Here is a 22827-nt window from a genome sequence, read left to right as displayed (position 1 = left end):
CATTTCTTCGAAGAAAGGTTAAAAGATCGATGTTGGTTCACGGTTAATCGACATGACCAAGCCGTCTTTTGCCCAACTCGTTTTGTAGTGTTTTAAAAGTTGTTGCAGAACCGGTATAAGTGCGGGTTCATGTTTGTATTTTATCAAACTTTGGTATCGATATCTATTGTTGAGGCGACTGATGGCAGCTGCTGTTGGTCCAATGATAACAGTACCTTGTGATAGTCGCTCCGCCATAAATTCAGTGCCTTTATGTGCATAGTTCGCTGCTTTTAATACATCTTCGTGACTAAACTGTACAACCGTCACGTAATAGTATGGTGGATAACCAAGTTGTCTTCTTCTACCCATTTCCATTTCATAAAAAGGGACATAATCCTGTGTTTTGGATAATTCAATCGCGTAGTGCTCCGGATCATATGTCTGAATGACCACTTCACCAGGCAATTGATCTCGCCCCGCTCTACCACTCACTTGTGTCAATAATTGGAATGTTTTCTCGGCGGCGCGGAAGTCGGCCAAATGAAGAGATGTATCGGCTGCCAATACCCCTACTAAAGTTATACGCGGAAAATCCAGCCCTTTGGCTATCATTTGTGTTCCAAGTAAAATGTCTGCTTTTCCTTCGCCAAAATCGTATAGCAAACGTTCATGAGCGCCTTTTGTATTCGTCGTATCGATATCCATCCGGATTACGCGGGCTTCAGGTACTAATTTATATAGTTCTTCTTGTGCTTTTTGTGTTCCAGTTCCGAAGAACCGAATATGCTCGCTTGTACATTCCGGACATTCGGAAGGTACTCGTTCTTCATGACCACAATAATGGCATTTCAAACTCTCGCTTGCTCGATGATATGTCAATGAAATATCGCAATTTGGACATTCGACAACTGTTCCGCAATCACGACAAAGAACGAAACTTGAAAATCCACGTTTATTAAGCAGCAGGACAATTTGTTCTTTTCGTGCCAATCGTTCGCGAATCCCTTCAGCCAGCGCTACAGAAAACATCGAACGGTTTCCTACTTTAAGTTCTTCTCGCATATCCACCACTTCCACACTTGGCAAAGCTTGATTCTTTGCCCGTTTGGATAGTGTTAATAATGAATACACTCCTTTAGAAGCCCGAGCATAAGACTCGAGTGACGGTGTCGCACTCCCTAAAATAACAGGACATTGATAGTATTCGGCACGCCAGATTGCAACATCCCGTGCATGGTACCTTGGTGATTCTTCTTGTTTATAGGTAGATTCATGTTCTTCATCGAGAATCAGTAATCCTAAATTTGTGAAGGGAGCAAATACGGCTGAACGTGCACCAATTGCAACTTTCACTTCACCCCGATGGATCCGGCGCCATTCATCATATTTTTCGCCTGCGGATAAACCGCTATGCAAAACGGCAACTAATTCTCCAAACCGTCCTTTAAATCTGGCCGTCATTTGAGGTGTCAATGCGATCTCAGGTACTAGCACTATCGCTTCTTTCCCTTGTTTCAACACATGATCGATGGCCTGTAAATAAACTTCCGTCTTCCCACTCCCTGTAATACCATGAAGTAAAAAGGTTTCCTGGATGTTGTTGTCACTCGACTGTTCAATAGCGGAAAGAGCGATTTGCTGTTCGTCTGTTAGATGCTCCGGTTTACCGCTATCTTGCATTTGGGGTGTTGCTAATTCACGGTACACTTCCACTTGCGATTGTTCGACTATCGCTTTATCTACAAGTGACTTCAAAACAGAAGCGGTAACACCAGATTCATTGAGGATCTGACTCGCTTCTATTGATTCTGTCGGATGCAACAATAGCCAACGGAGTAGTTCTTGTTGTTTTTTTGCATTTGGATGTACTTCTTCCAAAGCCATTTCAAGTTGTTTCGCATCCGGCACGTGAATCATTCGAACTTTTTTCATTTTAGTTTTCTGCTGGATCGCCGTATCAATTTCGACAATCCCTAGCTCATTATATTTCTTTACTTCATTTAATAAATTCGCATCTTGAAGTGCTTTTAATGTGACGTGCTGGCGGTTCCCCAAAAATGCGCGGAATGAGTCATCAAGCTCTTCTGGTTTGATCACTGTCATGATCTTTTCATATTTGGCGCGCATAGCTGCAGGCAACATGACTTGCAGTGCATCGATTTCATAGGCAATCGTTTCCGTTGCCATCCACTTCGACAAGGCTAATAATTCTGCAGACAGCACTGGCTCTAAATCTATAATTTCTGCGAGCGGTTTAATTTTATTACGATCTAATTCGCTCTCTTCTTTTATACCTGTCACATAGCCCGCTACTTTTCGTGGACCAAAAGGAACCTTTACCCGTAATCCTGGCTCCATTACATGTTCCCAATCGATAGGAACTGCATAATCAAATGGCCGGTCAATTGGATAGGCTGCTACATCTACAATGACTTCAGCGATCATGCAACTTACTACTTTCATGCTGAAGTATGGTTTCAAATAATCGCTTTGCTAGTTGCACTTTTGGCATTGCAGAAAAAGGAATAGTTTCTCCTTCTCTAGATAGCAATGTCACGACATTTGTTTCACTACCAAAACCGCCACCAGGATCCGTGACATCGTTGACGATAATATAATCTAGATTTTTAGATTCTAATTTCTTTTGTCCGTAGGCAATCGCATCCGTCGTTTCAGCTGCAAAGCCAATCAGTAATTGATTTTCTTTGCGCTTTCCAAGTGTTTTTAAGATATCGGTCGTCCGTTCCAATTCAAGTACATCATCGCCATCTTTTTTCTTCATTTTTTGGTCATGTATGTTTTTCGGCCGATAGTCTGCAACAGCTGCCGATTTTACTACAATGGATGCATCAGCATACTGACTGATTACAGCATCGAACATTTCAGCGGCACTTTCTACATTTATCACATGGACTCCAGATGGAACGGATAGCTCAACTGGTCCTGAAATTAGTACGGTATGAGCACCCAGCTGCTGTGCTGCTTCTGCCATTGCGTAACCCATTTTGCCACTTGAAAAATTAGATACATAGCGGACAGGATCTATACGTTCACGAGTCGGTCCAGCTGTAATGACAACTTTCTTACCACGTAAAGGTTGATAGGATACTTCATTAAAATACTCGCTAATTAACTCGGTAATTTTTTCAGGTTCTTCCAAACGCCCCTTACCTACATAACCGCAAGCTAAAAACCCCTCTGACGGTTCGATAAATTGACAGCCATCCATATGTAATTGTTCAATATTACGCATAACAGCAGGATGGGCATACATATGTACATTCATTGCAGGCGCAATCCAAACGTCTGCTTGAGTTGCAAGTAAAATAGTCGTCACCATATTATCTGCAATTCCATGGGCAAGCTTACCGATCACATTAGCCGTAGCAGGCGCAACGACCACTAAATCTGCCCAGTCCGCTAACTCGATATGCGCAATAACGCGAGAATCTTTTTCATCAAATGTATCAAAATATACATCATTGCGTGACATGACTTGAAAGGATAATGGCTGTACAAATTCTTTCGCGGAATCCGTCATCACGACTTTTACATTCGCGCCGGCCTGACTTAATTTGCTGACGAGTGCAACAGCTTTATAAACTGCAATACCACCTGTTACGCAGAGTAAAATGTTTTTATTTTCTATCTTCATGGAACTCTCGTCCTTTCTAAAAATAATAAACTCCCTGAGAACGGTTGAATTCCAAGGGAGTTGTTTTTTATATCAAATCAAACTTCGTCTTCATAAATAATGGATTCGTCTGCCGCTACGTTGATCAAGACGCCCGCTGCTACTTCCTCGAGAGCCCTACCAACACTTTTTACTGACCGGTATGAATGAAGCGTTTCGTCATGTTTTTCTTGTAGTTCACGTGCACGCTTAGCTGCCAGTGTAACCAGTGTGTATTTAGAATCAACTTTTCCTTTTAGTGAATCAACTGATGGATATAACATAGTTTATTCTCCCTCCAACATTTGTAAGTATCTCTTTTCCACACGTTCTCTTCTGCAATGCTCTGCCGTAACAATCGCATTGATCCGATCACATGCTTTGGAGACCTCATCGTTCTCTACTACATAGTCGTACAAATGCATCATTTCAAGTTCTTCTCTCGCTTTTAATACACGGTCTGCAATGATGTCAGATGCTTCCGTACCTCTCCCGATCAAACGAGTTTCCAGGTCACTTAAACTTGGAGGCGCTAAGAAAATAAACAGGCCGTTTGGTACTTTCTCACGCACTTGAGCCGCACCGACTACTTCAATTTCCAGGAATACATCACGACCCGCGTCGAGTGTTGCATTGACGTAGTCGAGTGGTGTTCCGTAGTAGTTCCCTACATATTCTGCATATTCGAGAAGTTTTCCTTCTCCGATCATTTCTTCAAATACTTCTTTTGAACGGAAGAAGTAGTCAACGCCGTCAACTTCACCTTCACGCGGGTTTCTTGTCGTCATGGATATGGAGTATTCGTAGTTGGTGTCCGGACTTGAAAATAGTTCTTTTCGTACAGTTCCTTTTCCGACGCCGGATGGACCAGAAAGGACGATTAGGAGTCCTCGATGTTTGTACATATAATCCCTCTTTGTTATGTATTCATTAGCACGTCATACTTGTTACGCACCGTTGATTTACGCTTCAAGCGGACGCTTTCCAGGGAAGCCGCTTCCCTTACTTCGTTCAGTCCAGGGTCTCAAGACGCATGCTGTTCCCTTAGGAGTCGCCACCTTACGCTTCAATCAACTAGTAACGCTTCCTAACATTTAACTTTAACAAGAAAGTCCAGAAGATACTAGAATTTTATAGTTAAACTGAAAAGGTCCATGTGTGCAATCTGTTCATATTATACCATAATCATACGATGAGTGCTAAAATGGAACAAAACGAAATGAAAGAGGAATCCGTATGGCATTTGATGGTTTATTTACAAAAGCAATAGTAAGCGAACTGCAGCAACTGAAGACTGGTCGGATTTCGAAGATTCATCAGCCGAATTCACAGGAAATCATTTTTCAAATCCGCGCCACTAATAGAAATCATAAATTATTAGTATCACTACATCCTTCATTTTCACGATTACAGTTGACGAATGAAGTGTTAACGAATCCTTCTGAGCCACCGTTGTTTTGTATGGTATTACGCAAACAACTTGAGGGCGGGATGATTACATCGATTGAACAGCATGAGAATGACCGGATTGTAAATATTCACGTTCAGGCTCGAAACGAGCTGGGTGACCAGATTGAACGGAAATTAGTCATTGAGATCATGGGACGACATAGTAATTTGATTTTACTCGACGCTTCACGCGATATGATTATTGACAGCATGAAACATTTACCGCCTTCTGTTAACAGTTACCGTACTGTTTTACCTGGACAACCTTATATTCCAGCACCTCCACAAAACAAATTAGATCCGTTTGAAGTAACCGAGGCAGAATTCAATACACAGGTAGGTGCACTGCAGGAATCGAAAGATGTAGTAAAACATTTCGCAGGCTTTTCACCATTAACAGCCGCGGAATTATTATATCGTTTAGACGATAATAACCAATCATTTACTGTGTGGCGATCGTTTCTTGAGAGCTTCAGCTCGGGTGCCATGAAACCAACTGTCATAGAAAATGATAGAAAAACTTTGTTTTCCGCAATTGAATTAACTCATGCACAAGGCATAACACAATCGTTTCCTACTTTAGGGGATTTGCTCGACAAAGTCTATTTTGCCAGAGCAGAACGGGAACGTGTAAAATCTCAGGCTATTGATCTAGAACGTTGGTTGTCTAATGAGATAGCCAAATTGGAAAACAAAACAAAGAAACTACAAAAAGAACAAGAAACAGCGCAAGACTTAGATACATTGAAATTATATGGTGAATTATTGACCGCCAACAGCTACATGCTGCATAAAGGCGATAAAGAAGTGACTGTAGAAAACTATTACGAACAAGGCACAACCGTCACAATTCCACTCGACCCAAGAAAGTCACCAATTGATAACGCACAACGCTATTTCTCACGTTACGCAAAAGCAAAAACTGCACTTATTCGGATTGCAGAACAGCTTGAAAAAACGAAAGACGATATCGAATACTTCGAAATGGTCAGACAGCAAGTATACCAAGCTTCTCCAATCGACATAGAAGAAATACGTCAAGAATTAGTAGAACTTGGATTCATGCGTGCTCGTAGAAGTAAAAAGAAAGTAAAACTGAAAAAGCCACAACCGGAAGCCTTCGTATCTTCCACAGGTATCCCGATCTCAGTAGGGAAAAATAACAAACAGAATGACTACCTGACATTCAAACTGGCGGCTCGGGATCACGTATGGCTACACACAAAAGATATACCAGGCTCACACGTCGTCATTCACGACATCGACCCAGACGCCCAAACAATCGAAGAAGCAGCCGGGCTATCCGCATACTTCAGCAAAGCACGTGAATCTTCTTCCGTGCCAGTCGATTACACACAAATCCGCCACGTCAAAAAGCCTTCAGGCGCAAAACCAGGCTTCGTTATCTACTTTGAACAGAAAACCGTGTTCGTTACACCTGACGAGGATTTAGTACGTAAATTACGGAAATAATGCACTGTATGGCTATATGTTTTGAACATCTTAAGACAGAAGTGAATTCCTATTATTATAGGTTTCTGTTCTGTCTTTTTTTCTTTAAAAATGCATCATCATTCCACATTAAAAAACGACACCAGTTGATCGTAAGTGGAAGGCGGCGACTCCCGCGGGAATAGCATGAGTTTGAGACCCTGGACTGAACGAAGTGAGGGAAGCGGCTCAAGCCATGCCCGCAGGAAAGCGTCCGCCTGGAACGTCGATCAACGTTGCCCACCCACTCACCACTCTTTCTTCTAGAAAGCAAAACGGCTCCCATTATGGGAACCGTTTTTTCATTACAGCGTACCAAGCTTCAACTTCGTATGCCATTCCATTAATTCATTCATTGACTCTTCCTTAACCGCGCCTTCTTCCTTCGCAACTTCAGCAAGCGCCGCAAAGTTTGTCAAGCTATGGTAAGTTAGTTTCGCCTCCGCAAACTTCTCGTCAGCTTTTTGCAACTCATATGTAAAGATCGAGACGATTCCGCAAACTTCCACGTCCTCTGCAATCAATGCATTCGCTGCATTTAAGCTGCTTCCGCCTGTTGAAATTAAATCTTCAATAATAACGGCCTTCGCATTCGGCTCGATCTTGCCCTCGATTTGACGACTCTTACCATGTGCTTTAGCAGTAGATCGAATATAGACCATCGGCAACTTCAGAATATCTGCAACCCATGCTGCGTGCGGGATACCCGCTGTCGCAGTTCCTGCAATTACTGTAGTTTCAGGATAATGAACGCGGATCAATGCCGCAAGCCCTTCGGCAATTTCTTTGCGCCCTACCGGATCTGCCATTGTTAAGCGGTTATCACAATAGATAGGCGACTCGATTCCCGAAGCCCATGTGAACGGCTCTTCCGGATTAATTGCTACTGCTCCTACATTTAACAGGATGTGTGCAACTTCTTTTTCTCTAGTCATGATGTAATTCCCTCCCACAATGTCTTTACATGTTTGTATGCTTCAAGCGGATTATCGGCTCCTGTAATGGCACGGCCTACTACGATATGTGTAGAGCCTTCCTGCCTTGCTTTTGCCGGGGTTGCCACTCGCTTCTGGTCATGGACATCACCTTGTGCCAAGCGAATACCAGGAGTTACTTTGAAGAAATCCTTGCCGCATACTTCTTCAATAATTTTGGCTTCCTGTACCGAACAAACTACACCGTCCAAATGCGCAAATGAAGTCAGTTTTGCGTAATGCTCCACTGATTCACGAAGCGGTACACTAATTAATTGTTCTTCCTTCACTTGACGGTCATCCGTTGATGTCAGTTGAGTTACTGCGATTAATGCAGGTCGCTGAACGCCCATAGCAGTTCCAGCCTCAAGTCCTTCACGTGCTGCTTCCATCATCGTCTTCCCACCAGCCGCATGTACGTTGACCATATCCACTTCAAGTGAAGCCAATACTTTCATTGCCGATTTTACTGTATTCGGAATATCGTGCAATTTCAAGTCTAAAAAGATGGAATAGCCTTCTTCCTTCAATCGTGCAATCATAGCGGGTCCTTCTTTATAGTACAATTCCATTCCTACTTTGACATTGACCGAGTGATCAAATGCTTGTAGGAAATCGAATGTCTTTTCAGCTGAATCAAAATCTAAAGCGATAATTGGGGAGTGGTTCATACACGATGGCTCCTTCCAACCAATTCTGAAATATGATCGATTCCTAGTTCATCCAATTTTGCAGGTAGTTGCTCGATTATTGTTGGACAAACAAATGGGTCAACGAAGTTAGCTGTACCCACTGCTACTGCACTTGCGCCGGCAGACAAAAAGTCCACAACATCTTGGACACATGTAACGCCACCCATTCCAATGATCGGAATATTAACCACTTGGCTTACTTCATAGACCATGCGAATCGCAACTGGCTTAATAGCAGGTCCAGATAAGCCGCCTGTTTTATTCGCAATCACTTGCTTACCTGTCTTTTCATCCAGACGCATGCCGACCAATGTATTAATCATCGTAATTCCATCTGCTCCACCTGCTTCTACAGCCAATGCCATCGCTTTAATATCCGTGACATTCGGTGACAGTTTCACATAAACAGGTACAGAAGAAACAGCTTTTACAGCCGCTGTCAGTTCTTTTGCTATTTCGGGATCCGTTCCAAATAAGATTCCGCCACATTTTACGTTTGGACAGGAGATATTTAATTCAAGCGCATGAACGTTTGAAGCTTTTGAAATTTGTTTCGCCACTTCAACGTAATCTGCCGTTTCGGATCCGGCAACGTTCGCAATAATTGGAACATCAAATTTTTCTAACCACGGTAATTCATTAGTCAGCACGCCTTGTAGCCCAGGGTTTTGAAGTCCGATAGCATTTAACATACCCGAAGACGTTTCAGCTACACGTGGTGTCGGGTTACCATAACGCATTTCTTCTGTAGTCGCTTTAATCATGATTGCTCCAAGTTGGGACAAATCGTACAGATTACCGTACTCCTTACCAAAACCGAAACAGCCAGATGCAGGCATAATCGGATTTTTCAATTCAAGTCCTGGCAATGTAATCGCTAATCTATTCATATTTGCACCACCCCTGCTGGAAATACTGGTCCATCCGAACATACTTTGACATATGCCTGATCTGTCGCATTTTCATTCGTATGACAAACACAAGCAAAACAAGCCCCGATACCGCAGCCCATACGTTGTTCAAAAGATAAGAACCCTTTTTTATGCACATATGCTTTTTGCACAGCATCAAGCATCGGCATAGGTCCACAACTGTAAAACGTTTCAAAGTCATGGGATATCTCACTCATGACGTTCGTAACAAAACCTTGTGTACCGTTACTACCATCTACTGTTGCTATATGTGTTTCGCCTAAAGCAGCAAATTTTTCTTCATAGAAAACTACTGGATCCGATTCGAAACCCAGTATATGAATACAGTTAACTCCTTTTGCAGTCAGCTGTTTCGACAACTCATACAGTGGAGGCACGCCGATCCCGCCGCCAATCAATACGGCTGTTTGACCCGCAGTAGTTTCTTCAACTGGGAAGCCATTTCCTAGTGGTCCTAGTACATTAACTGTATCTCCCTCACGTTTTTCAGATAAGAGCGATGTACCTCGACCTTCTGCGCGATAGATGATGGTCATTTCATTTTTCTCAGGATTAATTTCAGCAATTGAAATTGGACGTCGCAATAACGGTTCGAATGAATCCGATACTCGGATATGGACAAACTGGCCCGGAGAAGTAATTTCTCCGACCAGCTTGCCTGTTAATTTCATCTCAAAAATATTTTTCGCAATTTCTTGTTGCGATTCGACGGTCATCAAATCTTGGATGATCATTGAATCACCTGCGGCTGTGGCATTGCATCTGTCTGGAATGTCATGGACTCGATGACGGATAACATAGCCGCAGCTGTATCAATCGAAGTTAAACAAGGAACACCGTTCTCCACTGTTTCTCGACGAATTCTAAAGCCATCACGTGCTGGTTGTTTTCCTTTAGTCAATGTGTTGATAACTAATTGTGCTTGTCCTTTTTGAATAACATCGATCAATGTCGGACCTTCTGTACCAATTTTACCTACTGTTTTCACTTCGATATTTTCTGCTTCGAGTACTTTAGCAGTACCTTCAGTTGCCACAATACGATATCCAGTTTCAATGAAACGTTTCGCGATGTCTACAATTTCTTCTTTATCCTTATCAGAAACTGTCATTAACACCGTACCGTATTCTTTTACTTCCATTCCAGCCGCTACTAAGCCTTTATACAATGCTTTTTCCAATGTTACATCTTTCCCCATTACTTCACCTGTTGATTTCATTTCAGGTCCGAGTGTAATATCTACACGACGAAGTTTAGCGAAAGAGAACACCGGTACTTTGACATAGACACCTGCTGGTGCTTCTGCAAGTCCGTCGGTATAGCCTTGTTCTGAGATAGATTTACCCAAAATAGCTTGAGTTGCGACATTCGCCATTGGAATATTCGTGATTTTACTTAAAAATGGTACTGTACGGCTAGAACGTGGGTTCACTTCGATTACATAAACCTGTCCTTCTGAAATAACGAACTGGATATTCATTAACCCACGGATGTTGAGCCCAAGAGCCAAGCGTTTCGTATAGTCTGCGATCGTTTCGATCATGGACTGTGAAAGATTTTGTGGAGGATAGACTGCAATCGAGTCACCCGAGTGAACACCTGCACGCTCGATATGCTCCATGATGCCAGGAATCAATACTGTTTCTCCATCGCAAATGGCGTCGACTTCGATTTCTGTTCCTGTTAAGTAACGGTCGATCAATACCGGATGTTCAGGACTAGCTTTTACCGCATTCTCCATGTATTGAAGTAATTCCTCTTCATAGTAGACGATTTCCATTGCACGTCCACCTAATACATATGACGGGCGAACTAGGACGGGATAGCCGATTTCTGTTGCGATAACGACAGCTTCCGGAACTGATAAAGCAGTCTTTCCAAGTGGCTGTGGTACACCGATTTCATGCAATGCGCTCTCAAATTTATCACGATTTTCTGCACGATCGATATCTTCAAGTGATGTACCAAGAATTTTCACTCCGCGTGCTTCCAATTCATCCGCCAGATTGATCGCTGTTTGACCACCGAACTGTACGATGACACCTTCTGGTTGCTCAAGATCTACGATATGCATGACATCTTCAATTGTTAGCGGTTCGAAGTACAACTTATCAGAGATCGAGAAGTCGGTCGAAACTGTTTCAGGATTGTTATTGACGATAATCGCTTCATATCCTGATTGTTGTATAGCCCATACACAATGTACTGTCGCATAATCGAACTCTACACCTTGTCCGATGCGGATTGGGCCTGAACCTAAGACGATCACGCTCTTCTTATCAGTTCTTACAGATTCATTTTCATCTTCGTACGTACCATAAAAGTACGGTGTATCCGATTCATATTCTCCAGCGCATGTATCCACTTTCTTATATACCGGAACTAAACCTTGTTGTTGTCTCCAGTCGTATACATCACGTTCTGTTGTCTTCCATAACTTCGCAATCGTCACATCTGGGAAGCCAAAACGTTTTGCTTTATAACCAATGGCTGTATCGTATGGATTCTCTTTCAATATCTCTTCATAACGAACGATGTTTTCGAATTTACGCAAGAAGAATAAATCGATTGCGCTCCATTCATGTATGGTTTCGATTGTCACGCCGCGACGTAATGCTTCTCCGATGAAGAATAGACGCTCATCGCCTGCTTTGCGGATTCGTTGTTCGATCCATTCATCAGACATTTCATTACCACCTGGAAGAGATAAATCGAATTGACCTGTTTCCAATGAACGAACAGCTTTCATGATGGACTCTTCAAATGTACGGCCCATCGCCATTACTTCACCTGTCGCTTTCATCTGTGTACCCAAGTTACGCTTCGCCGATTCAAACTTATCGAAAGGCCAACGTGGAATTTTCGTTACTACATAGTCTAGTGTCGGCTCAAAGCAGGCATACGTATTACCTGTTACTGGATTCATCATTTCATCCAGCGTCAAACCGACAGCAATTTTCGCGGCAAGCTTCGCAATTGGATAACCTGTTGCTTTGGAAGCTAATGCAGATGAACGACTGACACGCGGGTTCACTTCAATAATGTAATAATCAAAGCTATGTGGATCGAGTGCTAGTTGTACGTTACAGCCACCTTCGATTTTCAACTCGCGAATGATGTTCAATGAAACGTTACGAAGCATCTGGTTTTCACGGTCTGTCAACGTTTGACATGGTGCTGTTACGATAGAGTCACCTGTATGGATACCGACAGCATCGACGTTCTCCATATTACACACTACAATTGCATTATCTGCCGAGTCACGCATTACTTCGTATTCGATTTCTTTGAAGCCAGCGATGGATTTCTCTAGAAGACACTGTGTAACTGGGCTATATTTCAAACCACTTGCTACGATTTCTTCTAAATCTTCATCGTTATGACAAATTCCTCCACCTGTACCACCTAGCGTGAATGCAGGACGGACGATAACTGGATAACCAATTTCATTGACGAATGCATAGGCTTCATCAATATTATGGATGATTTCACTGTCTGGAACAGGTTCACCCATTTCATTCATTAATGTACGGAACAAATCGCGGTCTTCCGCTTTATGAATCGCATCAAGCTTTGTACCCAAAATCTCAATACCTAATTCGTCAAGGATCCCTGATTCATGTAATTCAATAGCCATGTTTAAACCAGTTTGTCCGCCTAATGTAGCGAGTAGTGCATCCGGGCGTTCTTTACGGATAATGCGGCTAACGAATTCAAGTGTGATGGGCTCGATGTACACTTTATCTGCCATTTCTGTGTCAGTCATAATAGTTGCAGGGTTCGAGTTGATAAGAATCACTCGGTATCCTTCTTCTTTAAGGGATAAACACGCTTGTGTACCTGCATAGTCAAATTCTGCTGCTTGTCCAATTACAATTGGACCTGAACCAATCACGAGGATGGATTTTATATCAGTACGTTTAGGCATTAGTATTCTCCTTTCGGTTGCTGTCAGTCATCAATTGAATGAAACGTTCGAATATATAGCTAGAATCTTGTGGTCCTGGCGATGCTTCCGGGTGGAACTGGACAGTGAATGCTTCAAACTTCTCACTTCGAAGCCCTTCAATACAATTATCATTCAATGCAATATGTGTCACTTCAAGACCTGTTCCTGCTAAAGAGTCTTCAAGCACTTCATATCCATGACTTTGTGAGGTTAGATCGGTACGATTCGTATTTAAGTCTTTTACAGGATAGTTGCCGCCAATATGACTGTTTTTCATTTTCGCTGTTTTAGCACCGCATGCTAGTGCAAATAATTGGTGGCCAAGTCCGATACCGAAGATCGGCTTCTTGCCTAATAATTCTTTGATAGTTTCGACTGCCCCTTCTACATCCTCAGGATTTCCAGGTCCATTTGATAATAGAATACCATCTGGGAACAATGCTAATATTTCTTTTGCCGATATATCATATGGTACAACGATGACATCGCAATCTTTTTTATTTAATTCACGTAAAATGCCATGTTTAATGCCATAGTCAATAACGACGACACGCTTACCTAAGCCTGGGCTTGGATATGGACGTTTAGTAGATACTTTCGCCACTAAATCTTTTGGCAGTTCGAATTGTTGAAGTTCTGCAACAGTTGAATCCGTATCGATCTCTTCTCCAGCAGCTGTCAATTTTCCGCGTAGAGCCCCTTTATCACGTAACAGACGCGTTAGTTTACGAGTATCGATCTCCTGGATGCCTGGGATTCCTTTTAATACGAGCAAATCTCCTAGTGACATGCCGCTACGGAAATTTGAAGGCTCTTCTGTTAGTTCTCTAACGACTAACCCGTTGATAGCTAAGTCGATAGATTCATAATCATCTCGGTTAATTCCGTAGTTACCAATTAATGGATAAGTCATTACGATAAGTTGCCCACAACCTGAAGGACTTGAAATTGTCTCCTGATAGCCTGTCATACCTGTTGCAAATACAGTTTCTCCTATTGAGGCATTTTCTGCTCCGAATGCTTTCCCTTCAAAAATGGAACCGTCTTCCAGTACTAAGTATCTTTTTGTCATCATTGACCATCCTTCCATACGATGTTCCCACCGAAAATTGTCATTACAGGCCATCCAACGCATTCTACTCCGTCAAATGGTGTATTCTTACCTTTTGAAACAAATGTCGTACGGTCGATTTTTTGTTGCTTTTCTAGATCAAGTAATACTAGATCCGCTTCAGCACCTACTTCAAGCTTACCGTATGGCAAGTTGAACACTTCCGCAGGCTTTACTGTCATCCAATCAAGAAGTTGTTTGAGTGTCCAATGACCTGGCTTGACGAAATTTGTATATAGTAAAGGAAATGCTGTTTCAAATCCTGTGATGCCAAATGGTGCTTTGGCAATACCTACTGCTTTTTCATCTGCTGTATGCGGTGCGTGATCAGTTGCGATACAATCCAATGTTCCATCCATCAGGCCTTCACGTAATGCATTGCGATCTTCGATGGCGCGTAGTGGAGGATTCATCTTCCAGTCCGCATCGTCTCCAGGTACATCATCTTCTGTCAACAACAAATGGTGAGGGCTGACTTCTCCTGTTACATGAATTCCAGCTTTTTTTGCATCACGGATTACGCGAACTGATTCTTTCGTGCTCACATGACAAACGTGGTAATGGGCGCCTGCCGCTTCCGCAAGTAAAATATCACGTGCAATATGTACCGATTCTGCAATGGAAGGAATTCCTGGCAAGCCCAGTTCTTTATTACGTTTTCCTTCGTGCATTGCGCCACCATAGATTAATGTATTGTCTTCGCAGTGCGCAACAATAGCCATGTCGATCTTCGCTGCATCTTGCATTGCTTCGTACATCATGCCCGCTTCTTGTACACCTACTCCGTCGTCCGTGAACGCGAATGCCCCGTGTTCTTTTAGTTCAGCGAGATTCGTACGTTCTTTTCCTGCTTCTCTGATCGTGATGGACGCATAAGGGAGCACACGAATTTTAGCATTGTCTTTAATCAATGTATTGATTTTTTCAAGATTTTCTTTTGTATCTGGTACTGGACGTGTATTCGGCATTGGACAAATCGTAGTATATCCGCCTTTTGCTGCTGAATGAGTACCTGTTTCAATTGTTTCTTTATGTTCACCGCCCGGCTCACGCAAATGTACGTGTACATCGATGAATCCCGGTGATACAAGTAATCCTTTACCTTCAATCACTTGATATCCGTCTATCGCTAGCTGATTACCAATTTCCGCAATTTTTCCTTCTACGATTTTAATATCTGTTTCGACGATTTGGCCTTCTTCATTTACCATTTGCACTTGTTGAATTAACGTGTTCATATTACTTCCGCCCCTTCAATATAAGTTCTAGAACGGCTGCCCGAATATAGACGCCGTTTTCTACCTGTTTAAAAATTCGTGATTGCGGACTTTCTATTAAACTATCTGCTATTTCTACATCACGATTCACTGGAGCTGGATGCATGATGATCGCATTTTTTTTCATTCTAGCTGCCCGTTCTATTGTGAGACCATATTGCTCGTGATAAGCAGCTTTCGTATACGCCATTTCTGTATTGTGACGCTCGTGTTGTACTCGGAGGAGCATGACGACATCACTCGTTTCAATAACTTCATCCCAGTTGTCGACACTGTCGAATTCTCCCGCCCATTCCGGTGGGCAAAGGAACGTGACTTCAGCTCCGAGCTTCCGCAAAGCTTCTGCATTTGAACGTGCCACCCGACTATGTCCAATATCTCCCGCAATCAATACTTTCAGACCTTCAAAATGACCGAATTCCTCTTGAATCGTGAAGATATCGAGCAGGGATTGTGTCGGATGCTGACCTGATCCATCTCCTGCATTAATGATTGCAACATTCGTTCGTTGTAGTAACTCTTCATAGAAACCGTCGGCTGGATGACGAATGACTAAGGCATCCAACCCTATTGCTTCCAACGTCCTAATCGTATCATACAAAGATTCTCCTTTTAAGGTACTCGAGAAACTCGTCTCAAAGGGGATGATTTGCGCGCCTACTTTACGCTCTGCCATTTCAAAACTTGTTTTCGTTCTCGTACTAGGTTCAAAAAACAAGTTGCAGACGGTATAAGTTCCAGGCAATTCCCTGAAGCCTAGCCGTTTAAAAATCGCTGCCCTATCTAGTATGAGCATGATTTCTTCCACTGTCAGGTCTTTCATTGAAACTAAATGTTCCATCAGATGTTCCTCCTTTACGAAATGCAAGTATTTCATGCACGAATTGCTTTTTGTTTCTATTCTTCCTTATCCATCAAAGTATCATCTGTTTTACCCGGCAATACTAGGTTCAACAGAACCCCTACAATTGCTGCTAATGCCATACCACCGATTTGGAATGTTTCACTTATATTGATAGTCGCTCCACCGATTCCGATTACTAGGATGATCGATGCGATGACTAGATTTCGTTGATTATCAAAGTCAATCTTGTGGTCGATGAGCATCCGTATTCCTGATGAAGCGATGATACCAAACAACAGAATGGATATTCCGCCAAGTACTGCTGTAGGAATCGTAGCGATCAACGCCATAATTTTACCGATAAAGGAGAAGATTATCGCAAATACCGCAGCTCCCAAGATCACATACACACTATAAACTCGTGTGATAGCGAGTACACCGATATTTTCTCCATATGTAGTTTTAGGTGGTCCTCCGACTAGTCCACTCATAAGTGTGCCCAGCCCATCACCAAGCAATGATCTGTGTAACCCAGGACTTTCAATATAATTCCGGTTTACGACTTTACCTAGTACCAACTGGTGTCCTATATGCTCAGAGATCGTGACAATCGCGATTGGCACCATAATGATCAGAAGTGTCGGTGTTACGACAAATTCATAATCCACACCCGGGATCAGCATATCTGGTACCGCAAACCATTTGGCTTCTACTACTTTACTGAAATCTAGAATGCCGATGAATGCAGAGTAGATGTACCCAACTACGATTCCAATAAGAACTGGCATTAAGCTAATAATTCCTTTAAAGAACATTAAGCAAAATACTGCAGAAGCAAGTGTTACTAGAGCCGCGGAAAAGTGTAAGCCGCTATAAACATCCGCTCCGTCAACATTGATTGTGCTCGCCATATTTATGGCTGTCGGTGCGAGCGCCAATCCAATTACCATAATGACCGGTCCCACTACGATGGGTGGTAGTAACTTCATAATCCAGTGATAACCGGTTTTATAAATCAGTAACGATATGATGGCATAGACCAATGCTACGAACATACTACCTATCATCGCACTGCCGATCCCACCAGATTGTGTCGCCATCTGAATTGGTACAATAAAAGCGAATGAAGAGCCTAGATAGGCAGGGACTTGAAACTTCGTCACGATAATAAATACGATGGTGGCGATCCCACTCGTTAATAACGCGATAGCAGGACTTAAGCCTACAAGTTGTGGTACCAAAATTGTGGCGCCGAACATGGCAAACATATGCTGCAAACTTAGTGCCAGCCAGCGAATAGGCTGCGGTTTTTCATGTACATCCAATACTTTTACATTCATCTATCATTTCCCCCGGCTACTTATAATGTACGTGTGTGAATCTTGACTCCATCCGTTCCGTCTTTTTCTATCATACTGACTACTACCCGCTCTTCATTTGAAGTCGGGATATTTTTACCAACAAAGTCGGGACGAATCGGTAGTTCTCGATGACCTCGATCTACTAATACAGCCAGCTGTATGGAAGAAGGTCTTCCTAAGTCCATAATGGCATCTAATGCAGCTCGTACTGTTCTGCCTGTATACAGAACATCGTCAACCAAGATGACTTTTTGGTCGGCTACATCATGTTCGATGTCGACCTGTTGTACGAAGGCTTCCCCTTGCTGATTCTTTAATTGAAGGTCATCTCGGTACAATGTGATATCCAATTCACCGGTTTTGATAGGTTTACCTTCAATTAGTTCAATCTTATCTGCTAAGCGTTTTGCCAAGATTGCCCCTCTTGTTTTAATGCCAACGAGGATGCAGTGATCAATACCCCGATTTTTTTCAATAATTTCATGGGCAATTCGTGTGACCGCCCGTGTGATTGCTTGTTCGTCTAGTATTTCTGCTTTTTCCGTCATATCAATAAGTCCCCTTTCTCTCTTACCTTTTTTCTATAAAAAAACCCTCCAGTCAGAGTAGACTGGAGGGCGGACGTGCAGAAAAAAGCATACATCGATACTTACCGCAGTAAGCAATCATGTAATTCCGTGCAACCTTCCCAGCCTCACAGGACTGACGTTAAAGGTATCGCTATTCAATTTCTTACTAGAGTATACATCTCTTAATAAGCGTTTGTCAACGCCTATTAAGCACGCAACTCATTTAGCAACTGTTGGTAATTTTCAGGCAACTGGGCAGTAAACTCCATATATTCATCCGTTGTAGGGTGATCAAAACCAACAGTTCCCGCATGCAGTACTTGACCGCCAAAATCGATTGTTTTTCTCTGACCGTATTTTGGGTCTCCTACAAGAGGGAAACCAATATATTTCATATGCACACGAATCTGATGAGTTCTCCCTGTTTCTAAGCGGCATTCAACCAATGTATAGGCGCCAAAACGTTCAAGGACCTTAAAGTGTGTAACAGCATTTTTCCCATCATCCACGACCGCCATTCGTTGACGATCACGCTTATCACGCCCGATCGGTGCATCTATTGTGCCGTTATCATGCGGAATATGTCCGTGAACTAATGCAGTATATACACGATTCACTGATTTAGCAACGAGCTGATTAACTAATGAGACATGCGCTTTATCATTTTTCGCCACCATCAATAATCCGGAAGTATCTTTATCGATACGGTGCACGATACCAGGTCGCATAATACCATTGATACCTGATAAATCTTTCACTTGGTACATCAATCCATTGACTAACGTTCCACTTACATGACCGGCTGATGGGTGAACCACCATTCCGACAGGTTTGTTAACAACCAATACATCTTGATCTTCATAAACGATTTCAAGATGTAAGTTTTCAGCTTTGACATCATACTCTTCGATTTCTGGCTGCTCAACAGTGACCTTATCGCCTGACTTGACTTTATAGTTCGGTTTTATTGCAATGTCATTCACCTTAACATGTTCTTCTTTCACCCATTGCTGGATTTGTGTACGTGACCAATCCGGTTGAAGGGTAGCCAATGCTTTGTCTATTCGATTGCCTGTAAGTTCTTCAGTTATTTCATATTCAATTCTTTCCATTACGACACCTTTTTCTTTTTCTTTTTTTCATCAAGCACTACGTGTAACAAAATAAGTATGACAGCGATTGTCAGTGCGGCATCCGCCACATTAAATATCGGAAAATCATAATTTATAACAGGAATCAAGACGCTGATGAAATCCACTACTTCTCCCCTGACTAGTCGATCGATAAAGTTTCCAATCGCACCGCCTAGCAATAGCATTAAACTCATACCTAGTAATCGGTCCTTTTTACCTTCTGTATGGAAAAAGTAAATGATAGCTACTACTACTACAATGGTCACTATAAAAAAGAGCCACATCTTCCCTTCAAGCATACCCCATGCAGCACCACGGTTACGGTGAGATAGCAATGCAATATAGGGATCGAGAACAGAAATATGTTCTCCTAACTCCATATTTTTTACGACTAGCCATTTCGTCAACTGATCCAAGCCGATGACCAGTGCTGCGATTGCATAATAAACGATCACTTCATTACCCTCCATCCAGCTAATTTCTTCTTTAGTTTACCACAAAAACACGTCTTCCATTGTGTTTGTTAGTTCCACTATGCAAAAAAACCATCATCATCCACGAGTGAATGATGATGGCTACGACATCAAAATTGCTTACGCATAGTTTTCTTTCACAACAGTCGCGCATCGTGTACATAGTGTTGAATGTTCTGCATCTTCTCCAACTGTTTTAGAGATTGTCCAGCAACGCTCACATTTTTCACCTTCAGCAGGTTCTACCAAGACCGTTGCATGATCCAGTTTCAATGCATTTGGTAACTCTGCATCTGTACTCTCTTCAAAGTCCGAGACGATGAAGAATTGTGCAAAATCGATATCTTCTGCTTGCAATATGCCACGTTGAACTTCAGGCAACACAACAGTCACTTTTGCCTCCAATGATTTCCCAATTACTTTCGCGTTTCGTGCTTCTTCGAGAGCTTTCAAGACATCATCACGAATCTCCATCAAATTATCAAAGCGCTCACGAAGCTTGTCCGCAAGTTCACCTTTATGATCAGCTTCAGGCATATCCGTCAATTGGACACTATCTTCTTCAACGTACTGAATATTTTTCCACATTTCATCTGCTGTGTGTGGCAAGATTGGTGTGATGAGCTTGACTAGTGTAATCAATGTATCATACATCACCGACTGCATTGCACGACGATCTGGGTGATTCGCAGCTTCGATATAGACTACATCTTTCGCAATATCCAAGTACAGTGAGCTTAGTACGCCTGTACAGAAATTATTGATTGCGTGGTAGACCGTAGGGAACGCATACTGCTCGTAAGCTGTAAGAACTTCCTCAATCAAATCCTGCAACTTCACATAGACGTACTGATCAATTGCACGCATATCATCAAATGCTACACGATTTGTAGTTGGATTAAAGTCGGCTACGTTCCCATGCAAGAAACGAATCGTATTACGGATCTTCCGGTAGACTTCTGATACTTGCTTAAAGTTCGAATCAGATACACGAACATCTGCTGTATAATCTACAGACGATACCCATAGACGGACGATGTCTGCACCAAGTTGATTGATGACTTTCGAAGGAACGATGACATTCCCTAAAGACTTACTCATCTTACGGCCATTTTTGTCCAATGTGAAACCATGGCTCAAGATGCCTTTATACGGTGCAATACCGTTGATGGCTACGCTCGTTGTCAATGAAGAGTTGAACCAACCGCGATATTGATCGGAACCTTCAAGATATAAATCTGCTGGGTAACGAAGATCATCACGTTCATCTAGTACTCCTTGATGAGTAGTACCCGAGTCGAACCAAACATCCATAATGTCCGTTTCTTTCGTGAATTCGCCATTCGGGCTCCCTTCATGTGTATAGCCTTCTGGCAATAGTTCTTTTGCAGAACGTTCGAACCAGACATTTGATCCATTCTCACGGAATAAATCTGCTACATGACTGACTGTTTCATCTGTAAGAATCGCCTCTCCATTTTCCGCATAGAATACCGGAATGGGAACACCCCATACGCGCTGACGGGAAATACACCAGTCACCACGGTCACGCACCATATTAAATAAACGTGTTTCACCCCAAGCTGGTGTGAATGTAGTAGTTCGGATTGCTTCGAGTAAATCATTTCTGAAAGATTCAATAGAAGCGAACCATTGTGCAGTCGCACGGTAGATGACTGGCTTCTTCGTACGCCAATCATGCGGGTACGAGTGAGTGAAGAATGACAACTTTTGAAGTGCCCCGACTTCTTTCAGCTTTTCAGTTACCGCTTTATTCGCATCCTCATAGAACATACCTGCGAAAAATGGTGCTTCCTCCGTCATGACACCTCGATCATCAATTGGAGATAATGCATCGATTCCATATTGCTTACTTACGTAGAAGTCATCTTCACCATGGCCTGGTGCTGTATGGACACAACCTGTACCCGCATCTGCCGTAACATGCTCACCTAACATAACTAATGAATCACGGTCATAAAATGGATGTCTCGCAACGATTCGGTCAAGATCTACACCTTGAATTTCTTTTTCGATTGAGTACTCTTCCCATTCCAATTCTTTTGCCAAATACTCGATTAAGTCTTTTGCTACTACAAATTTCTCATTCTGAACTTTTACTACTGCATACGTAAATTTAGGATGAACGGAAATTCCTAAGTTTGCTGGAATTGTCCAAGGTGTTGTTGTCCAGATCAGGAACTTCTCATCATGCTCCAGTACACCTTTCCCATCCGAGATTGAGAAGCTGACGTATATGGAGGGAGATTTCTTATCCTGATATTCAATTTCCGCTTCTGCCAAGGCAGTTTCACTTGAAGGAGACCAGTAGACAGGTTTTAGTCCTTTATAGATATAGCCTTTTTTAGCCATTTCACCAAATACTTGTATTTGACGTGATTCAAATTCAGGCTTCAGCGTGATGTATGGATTATCCCAATCTCCACGAACACCTAAACGCTTGAACTGCGTACGCTGATTGTCAATTTGTTGAAGGGCATACTCTTCACACATTTTACGGAATTCAGCGGTACTCATTTTTTTGCGATCAACCTTTTTATTTACAAGTGCTTGCTCTATTGGTAAACCGTGTGTGTCCCAACCCGGTACATAGGGTGCGTGGAACCCAGACATTGATTTATAACGAATGATAAAGTCCTTTAGTACTTTGTTAAGTGCGTGACCCATGTGTAAGTCACCGTTTGCATAAGGCGGTCCGTCATGCAAAATGAAGAACGGACGGTCCGCAGTACGTTCTTGAACTTGCTGATAGATATTCTTCTCATTCCACTCTTCCTGCATTTTCGGCTCATTATTTGGCAAATTTCCACGCATAGGGAAATCAGTTTTCGGCATAAGTAATGTATCTTTATATTCCATTATAATTCCTCCTTAAAATATGTGTGATTCAATTTAT

The 22827-nt window shown here is 42.4% G+C and carries 18 protein-coding genes; 1 reads left to right on the top strand and 17 read right to left on the bottom strand.

From position 1 onward, the window contains the following. Nucleotides 1-18 precede the first annotated feature (18 nt). From priA to gmk, 4 genes are all read right to left on the bottom strand, one after another. Nucleotides 19-2427, bottom strand: coding sequence for a primosomal protein N' (priA, locus tag SporoP8_RS14625; protein ID WP_085133195.1), 2409 nt, complete (start codon nt 2425-2427; stop codon nt 19-21). Then, entirely contained in the window at nt 2417-3637 is a 1221-nt protein-coding gene (gene coaBC / locus SporoP8_RS14620) for a bifunctional phosphopantothenoylcysteine decarboxylase/phosphopantothenate--cysteine ligase CoaBC (RefSeq protein WP_085133194.1), read from the bottom strand. The genes priA and coaBC overlap by 11 nt, the downstream gene beginning before the upstream one ends. Nucleotides 3638-3714: 77 nt before the next feature. After that, the gene (rpoZ, locus tag SporoP8_RS14615) at nt 3715-3939 is read right to left on the bottom strand and encodes a DNA-directed RNA polymerase subunit omega (RefSeq protein WP_085133193.1); all 225 of its coding nucleotides are present in this window, start codon (nt 3937-3939) and stop codon (nt 3715-3717) included. Nucleotides 3940-3942: 3 nt separating this feature from the next. Beyond that, nucleotides 3943-4560 carry a guanylate kinase gene (gene gmk / locus SporoP8_RS14610; protein WP_085133192.1) on the bottom strand — a complete coding sequence of 206 codons (618 nt, stop codon included), beginning with the start codon at nt 4558-4560 and terminating at the stop codon, nt 3943-3945. A 331-nt stretch (nt 4561-4891) separates the two neighbouring features. Here gmk and SporoP8_RS14605 point away from each other — a divergent pair, with 331 nt between their 5' ends. Continuing rightward, entirely contained in the window at nt 4892-6577 is a 1686-nt protein-coding gene (locus SporoP8_RS14605) for an Rqc2 family fibronectin-binding protein (protein WP_085133191.1), read from the top strand. Between the two features lie 323 nt (nt 6578-6900). Here the strand turns inward: SporoP8_RS14605 and pyrE are convergent, their stop codons facing one another. The 13 genes from pyrE to ileS all read right to left on the bottom strand — a co-directional run bounded on the left by pyrE (nt 6901) and on the right by ileS (nt 22790). Further along, nucleotides 6901-7530, bottom strand: coding sequence for an orotate phosphoribosyltransferase (pyrE, locus tag SporoP8_RS14600; protein WP_085133190.1), 630 nt, complete (start codon nt 7528-7530; stop codon nt 6901-6903). After that, complete coding sequence (gene pyrF / locus SporoP8_RS14595; protein ID WP_085133189.1) at nt 7527-8240, bottom strand: orotidine-5'-phosphate decarboxylase; 714 nt, start codon at nt 8238-8240, stop codon at nt 7527-7529. The genes pyrE and pyrF overlap by 4 nt, the downstream gene beginning before the upstream one ends. Beyond that, nucleotides 8237-9151, bottom strand: coding sequence for a dihydroorotate dehydrogenase (locus SporoP8_RS14590; protein WP_085133188.1), 915 nt, complete (start codon nt 9149-9151; stop codon nt 8237-8239). Before SporoP8_RS14590 ends, pyrF begins: the two co-directional genes overlap by 4 nt. Then, nucleotides 9148-9927, bottom strand: a complete 780-nt coding sequence (locus tag SporoP8_RS14585; RefSeq protein WP_085133187.1) for a dihydroorotate dehydrogenase electron transfer subunit — start codon at nt 9925-9927, stop codon at nt 9148-9150. Before SporoP8_RS14585 ends, SporoP8_RS14590 begins: the two co-directional genes overlap by 4 nt. After that, nucleotides 9924-13121 carry a carbamoyl-phosphate synthase large subunit gene (gene carB, locus SporoP8_RS14580; protein ID WP_085133186.1) on the bottom strand — a complete coding sequence of 1066 codons (3198 nt, stop codon included), beginning with the start codon at nt 13119-13121 and terminating at the stop codon, nt 9924-9926. The genes SporoP8_RS14585 and carB overlap by 4 nt, the downstream gene beginning before the upstream one ends. Continuing rightward, nucleotides 13114-14214: a carbamoyl phosphate synthase small subunit gene (locus tag SporoP8_RS14575; RefSeq protein WP_085133185.1), complete on the bottom strand. Its 1101-nt coding sequence runs from the start codon at nt 14212-14214 to the stop codon at nt 13114-13116. Before SporoP8_RS14575 ends, carB begins: the two co-directional genes overlap by 8 nt. Beyond that, a complete protein-coding gene (locus SporoP8_RS14570; RefSeq protein WP_085133184.1) occupies nt 14214-15491 on the bottom strand; it encodes a dihydroorotase in 1278 nt (425 codons plus the stop codon). The genes SporoP8_RS14575 and SporoP8_RS14570 overlap by 1 nt, the downstream gene beginning before the upstream one ends. Before the next feature lies 1 nt (nt 15492). Next, nucleotides 15493-16371: an aspartate carbamoyltransferase catalytic subunit gene (locus SporoP8_RS14565; RefSeq protein WP_085133183.1), complete on the bottom strand. Its 879-nt coding sequence runs from the start codon at nt 16369-16371 to the stop codon at nt 15493-15495. Between the two features lie 56 nt (nt 16372-16427). Continuing rightward, on the bottom strand, nt 16428-17714 hold the full coding sequence (locus tag SporoP8_RS14560; protein WP_085133182.1) for a uracil-xanthine permease family protein: 1287 nt from the start codon (nt 17712-17714) through the stop codon (nt 16428-16430). Between the two features lie 20 nt (nt 17715-17734). Then, nucleotides 17735-18283: a bifunctional pyr operon transcriptional regulator/uracil phosphoribosyltransferase PyrR gene (gene pyrR / locus SporoP8_RS14555; protein WP_085133181.1), complete on the bottom strand. Its 549-nt coding sequence runs from the start codon at nt 18281-18283 to the stop codon at nt 17735-17737. Nucleotides 18284-18510: 227 nt separating this feature from the next. Continuing rightward, nucleotides 18511-19416 carry an RluA family pseudouridine synthase gene (locus tag SporoP8_RS14550; RefSeq protein WP_085133180.1) on the bottom strand — a complete coding sequence of 302 codons (906 nt, stop codon included), beginning with the start codon at nt 19414-19416 and terminating at the stop codon, nt 18511-18513. Next, complete coding sequence (lspA, locus tag SporoP8_RS14545) at nt 19416-19892, bottom strand: signal peptidase II (RefSeq protein ID WP_085133179.1); 477 nt, start codon at nt 19890-19892, stop codon at nt 19416-19418. Before lspA ends, SporoP8_RS14550 begins: the two co-directional genes overlap by 1 nt. 138 nt (nt 19893-20030) lie before the next feature. Next, nucleotides 20031-22790, bottom strand: a complete 2760-nt coding sequence (ileS, locus tag SporoP8_RS14540) for an isoleucine--tRNA ligase (RefSeq protein WP_085133178.1) — start codon at nt 22788-22790, stop codon at nt 20031-20033. Nucleotides 22791-22827: the final 37 nt, after the last annotated feature.

It is taken from the genome of Sporosarcina ureae (genome assembly GCF_002101375.1).
Lineage (GTDB): Bacteria > Bacillota > Bacilli > Bacillales_A > Planococcaceae > Sporosarcina > Sporosarcina ureae_B.
The sequence above is the reverse complement of the archived record's forward strand: the minus strand, read 5'-3'. Positions and strand labels throughout refer to the sequence as shown.